The organism is Negativicoccus succinicivorans (assembly GCF_018373335.1).
Lineage (GTDB): Bacteria > Bacillota > Negativicutes > Veillonellales > Negativicoccaceae > Negativicoccus > Negativicoccus succinicivorans_A.
The window spans coordinates 1-4420 of the sequence record NZ_JAHAHH010000090.1 but is presented as its reverse complement, the minus strand read 5'-3'; the positions used below and the strand labels follow the sequence as shown (position 1 = coordinate 4420).

General features: G+C 54.3%; 4 protein-coding genes and 2 pseudogenes. 2 read left to right on the top strand and 4 right to left on the bottom strand.

Features of this window, described 5'->3' with window-relative positions; genetic code table 11:
- The 4 genes and pseudogenes from rbsC to rbsK form a co-directional block, all read right to left on the bottom strand.
- Positions 1-185: pseudogene (gene rbsC / locus KH813_RS06115) on the bottom strand (ribose ABC transporter permease); the annotation flags it as partial.
- A 3-nt stretch (positions 186-188) separates the two neighbouring features.
- Positions 189-1670, bottom strand: a complete 1482-nt coding sequence (locus KH813_RS06110; protein WP_303994468.1) for a sugar ABC transporter ATP-binding protein — start codon at positions 1668-1670, stop codon at positions 189-191.
- Positions 1671-1687: 17 nt separating this feature from the next.
- On the bottom strand, positions 1688-2083 hold the full coding sequence (rbsD, locus tag KH813_RS06105) for a D-ribose pyranase (RefSeq protein ID WP_303994467.1): 396 nt from the start codon (positions 2081-2083) through the stop codon (positions 1688-1690).
- 1 nt (position 2084) lies between these two features.
- On the bottom strand, positions 2085-2957 hold the full coding sequence (gene rbsK, locus KH813_RS06100) for a ribokinase (protein ID WP_303994466.1): 873 nt from the start codon (positions 2955-2957) through the stop codon (positions 2085-2087).
- Positions 2958-3150: 193 nt separating this feature from the next.
- Between rbsK and KH813_RS06095 the strand changes: the two genes are divergently transcribed.
- Positions 3151-3633: a QueT transporter family protein gene (locus KH813_RS06095; RefSeq protein ID WP_303994465.1), complete on the top strand. Its 483-nt coding sequence runs from the start codon at positions 3151-3153 to the stop codon at positions 3631-3633.
- Between the two features lie 76 nt (positions 3634-3709).
- A pseudogene (locus tag KH813_RS06090) lies at positions 3710-4420 on the top strand (hypothetical protein); the annotation flags it as partial.

Below are 4420 nucleotides of genomic sequence, written 5' to 3'. Positions count from 1 at the left end.
CCGGTCAGAATGACAAACGTCATGCCGAAGGAAATCAGCGCGTTGACCGAGACTTGCCGCAACAGGTTCGACAGGTTGGACGGATTAAGAAATGTCGGATTGAGTGCCGTCAAAATGATGAACAGCAGTACCAGACCCAGAAGCGGTCCGAGATTACGCAATAAATTTTTAACATTTGTCGACATGAATTACTGTCCCCCTGTAGCTAATGTAATAATTTTTTCCTGCGTGGCTTCACTGCGATCCAGCACGCCCGCGATCGAACCCTCGCGAATCACCATAATGCGATCACTCATACCGATGACTTCCGGCAACTCCGAAGAAACCATGATGATGGCAACGCCGGCCGCCGTCAACTCATTCATTAAATCGTAAATATCCCGCTTGGCGCCGACGTCGATACCGCGCGTCGGTTCGTCCATGATCAGAATGGCCGGTTTCATGCCGATCCATTTCGCAATGACGACTTTTTGCTGGTTGCCGCCCGAAAGCGTTCCGACCGGCTCCGTCAGCGACTGCGCTTTGACGCCGAGGCGTTTAGCGAGCATTTCCGTAAATTTATTTTCCGCGCCGCGGCGTACGTATTTATGCGAAGCAAATTTTTCGATGCTCGGCAACGAAATATTATCACCGATAGAAAAATCTAAAATCAGACCTTCCGTCTTGCGGTTTTCGGTAATGAAACCGATCCCCGCCTTGATGGCGTCCGACGGGTTATCGATCGTCATCGCCTGACCGTGAATTTTAATTTCACAGCTGTCTTTTTTATCGACGCCGAAAAGCGCGCGCATAATCTCGGTACGGCCGGCCCCCATCAGGCCCGCAATCCCCAAGATCTCACCTTCGCGAATCGTAAACGAAACGTCGTGGAACACGCCCGCGCTGTTCAAATTATTAATTTCAAAAATGACTTCCCCCGGCGTTACCGTGCGATCCGGATAGTATTCCGTCAACGAACGGCCGACCATATCGGCCACGACTCGATCCATCGTCGTCTCCGCGACAGGCTGCGTGGAAATCGCCATACCGTCGCGCATCACGGTCACCGTGTCGCAAAGTTCGAATACTTCCTCCATGCGGTGCGAGATGTAAATGATGCCGACGCCTTTGGCCCGCATCTGATCCAACACCCGAAACAGCACTTCGGTTTCCCGCTCACTCAAGGCGGCGGTCGGTTCATCCATGATCACGATTTGCGCGTCAAGCATCAGCATGCGCACGATTTCCGTCAGCTGCTGCTGCCCGACGGAACAATCCTGCGCCTCTTTTTCAAGCGGCAGGGAAATATTCAGTTCCGCGCATTTGGCCGCCGCCAACTCGCGCATGCGATCCCAATCCAGCATGCCCCACGAATTTTTAAGCGGGCGCATCAGAAAAAGATTTTCCAGGATCGTCAAATTCGGCCAAATATTCAATTCCTGATGAACAAACGCAATTCCTGCGTCTTCCGCTTCGCGCGGCGACGTGAATACACGTTCCGCGCCGTCCACCATAATCGTGCCGTTATCGGCCTTATGCAGACCCGTCAAAATATTCATCAGAGTCGACTTGCCGGCCCCGTTTTCACCCATCAAGGCATGAATTTCACCGGGACAAACCGTCAGATTGACTCCTAAAAGCACTCGGTTCTGTCCGAATGCTTTGGAGATGTCACGCATCTCAATTTGCATACCGTCACTCCTTGCAGCTAAAAAATGCAGCCGCTTTGTAAAATCACATTGGCGTACGGCGTCGCCTCACCCGTACGGATAATGGCTTTGACGTCGTGCGAATATTCTTTCAAACGCTCATGCGTTACATACGCGCCGGGGATATCTCCCATTAATTGTTGCATCTCCTGAAACAGCGACCGATTTTGCGAATCCATTTCGCTCGCGATCAGGTACTGTTCCACTTTCATGTTATCCATGACGACGCGCAACACGTCCAAAAAGGACGGCACGCCGAACTCCAGCGCCAGATCAATGCGTTCCACATCGCGCGGAATCGGTAACCCGCAGTCGGCAATCATGATCCGATCAGTATGACCGAGATCGGCGAGCACTTTCGCGATCTTACTGTTCAAAATTCCGTGTTTCTGCATGTCATGCCTCCATCTCGTCGCGCCACGGCATCGCGCCCTGCGCTCCGTGCGCCGTAATCGAAAGGGCGGCCGCGTGGTTGGCAAATTGGAGCGCCGTTTCCAGATCCTGTCCTTCACTGATCGCGACCGCAAACGCGCCGTTAAACGTATCTCCCGCTCCTGTCGTATCGACGACGGTGACCGATTCACCGGCGACGCGGTGAACGCCCTTGCCGTCATAGTAATCGACGCCGTCTTTACCGCGCGTTACAATCAGTTTTTTCTGCCATTCCGCCGATAATTCCAGCGGATCCGCCACATCAAACAAGAGCGCCAGTTCATGGTCGTTCGGCGTAATATAGCGGCACATCGCCATAACGTCCGGCGCCAATTCACGCGCCGGCGCCGGATTCCAAAGCACCGGAATGTTCCGCTCGGCGCAAAGACGAATCGCGTCTTCGGTCACATCCTGCGGCACTTCGTTTTGCAACAGCACCATATCCAATTCTCCCAGTTGATCCAGCGCCTGTTCAATATGCGCCGCGGTCAACCGAAAGTTCGCCGCCGGCACGACCAATATGCTGTTATCGCCCTCGGCCAGCGTAATATGCGCCGTACCCGTTGAAACGTCGGGAAGCGTCATTAAAAAGCGGGCGTCTACGCCGTTTTTTACAAAATTTTCACAGAGCATTTTCCCGTAGGCATCTTCGCCAATGGCGCCGATCATTGCCACGTCTGCTCCGAGTCGCGCCGCCGCGACCGCCTGATTGGCTCCTTTGCCGCCGCAACTCATAAAAAAATGTTCTGCAAACAGCGTCTCTCCCGCTTGCGGACGCCGGGTCGCTTCCACGACCAAGTCTACAGAACAACTGCCGATAACCGCCAACTTTGCCATGCCGTAACCTCCTGCCGGTATGTAGCCGCATCGATTTGTCAAATATATTCATAAACAGTATACATCAAAAACTAAGATTTATCAGTAAAATTATTCATTTCTTGTTCTCCGCTCCGCTCTATGCTACACTATATCGGTGCGAAGTGTTTTCTTGGTCCCACTTCGTAAAAACAAAAACAAGGAGGAATGGAACATGAATACTCGTATGCTCGTCATCAATGCGGTGTTGGCCGCGGTGTACGCGCTCCTTACGGTCGCGCTGGCGCCGTTCAGTTACGGACCGGTACAGGTGCGCTTATCGGAGGTGCTGACGCTGCTCGCGTTTTACCAACCGAAAGTCGTGCCTGGCTTAATTCTCGGCTGCCTGCTTGCCAACCTTGCGAGCCCGTTCGGCATGATCGACATTGTGGTCGGCACGTTCGCCACCGCGATCGCCGTCTACGGTATGCGCTACATGCCCAACATTTGGACCGCTTCGCTCTTGCCCGTTGTCTCCAACGGCGTGCTCATCGGCGCGGAGCTTGCGTACCTCGGTGCGCTCGAAGGCGAAAGCGTCGGTTTGACCATGCTCTACATTGCCGCCGGCGAATTCGTCGCAGTCAGCGTGTTAGGCTGCGTACTGATTCCGCTCTTATGGCGCAATACCGCGTTTCGAAAACTCTTTCAGGACCTATAAAAATACCCGCCGCGGCGGGTATTTTTTATTGCCTTAGGAGCGTAAATGCTATAATACGATAGAACAGAGGTGAATTATGCAACCACGTAAAAAACTTTGGTGGGGACTGGGTATCCTCCTTATTTTACTTATACTCGGTCTGGGCGGTTGGTGGTACATGGCGCGCAGCAAAAGCGTCGATGTGATCATCGTCAAACCCGTCACCGAACCGCTCATGATCACGCGCGATGTGACCTTGGCGCCGTTGTACAGCGCGACCGTTTCACCGGCCGCGTCCGGGCCGATTCTCGGTCCGGTGCCGACGGTCGGCACGAATGTCAGTGTAAATGATCACTTATTCACGATCGATGTCAGTCCGTACGAGGCGCAGCTGGCGCGAGCGCGCAACGCTGCCAGCGAAGCCTCCGCGCCGGCCGCGCCGCCGGTCAACACACCCGTGATCACGGAGGCGCAACAACTTTTACAACAGGGCATTATTACGCAAGCGGAGTACGCCAAAATTGTCGCGCGCGAACAGGCAAAGCAACCGTCCGTGGATACTCCGCCCGCCGTCGCGACGCCGGACACTTCGACGATTGAACAGCAGATTGCCGCCGCCAACGTTATCGCGCCGGTCGCCGGAAAAGTCACCGCGGTGTACGTTACCGCCGACGGCGTGGCCGTACAAGACCGTCCTGCGCTGGTGATCGCCTCTCTTTCGCCGTTGGTCGGTGAAATGGCGCTTCCCAATACCCTTACGGAAACCGTTCAACAAGCTCGCACCGCGCCCGAAACGACTCTCACCTTA

Bases quoted from the DNA above. Each gene is read 5' to 3' on its own strand.
- rbsD (WP_303994467.1), bottom strand. From the start codon at position 2,083: ATGCAGAAACACGGAATTTTGAACAGTAAGATCGCGAAAGTGCTCGCC.
- KH813_RS06110 (WP_303994468.1), bottom strand. From the start codon at position 1,670: ATGCAAATTGAGATGCGTGACATCTCCAAAGCATTCGGACAGAACCGA.
- KH813_RS06095 (WP_303994465.1), top strand. From the start codon at position 3,151: ATGAATACTCGTATGCTCGTCATCAATGCGGTGTTGGCCGCGGTGTAC.
- rbsK (WP_303994466.1), bottom strand. From the start codon at position 2,957: ATGGCAAAGTTGGCGGTTATCGGCAGTTGTTCTGTAGACTTGGTCGTG.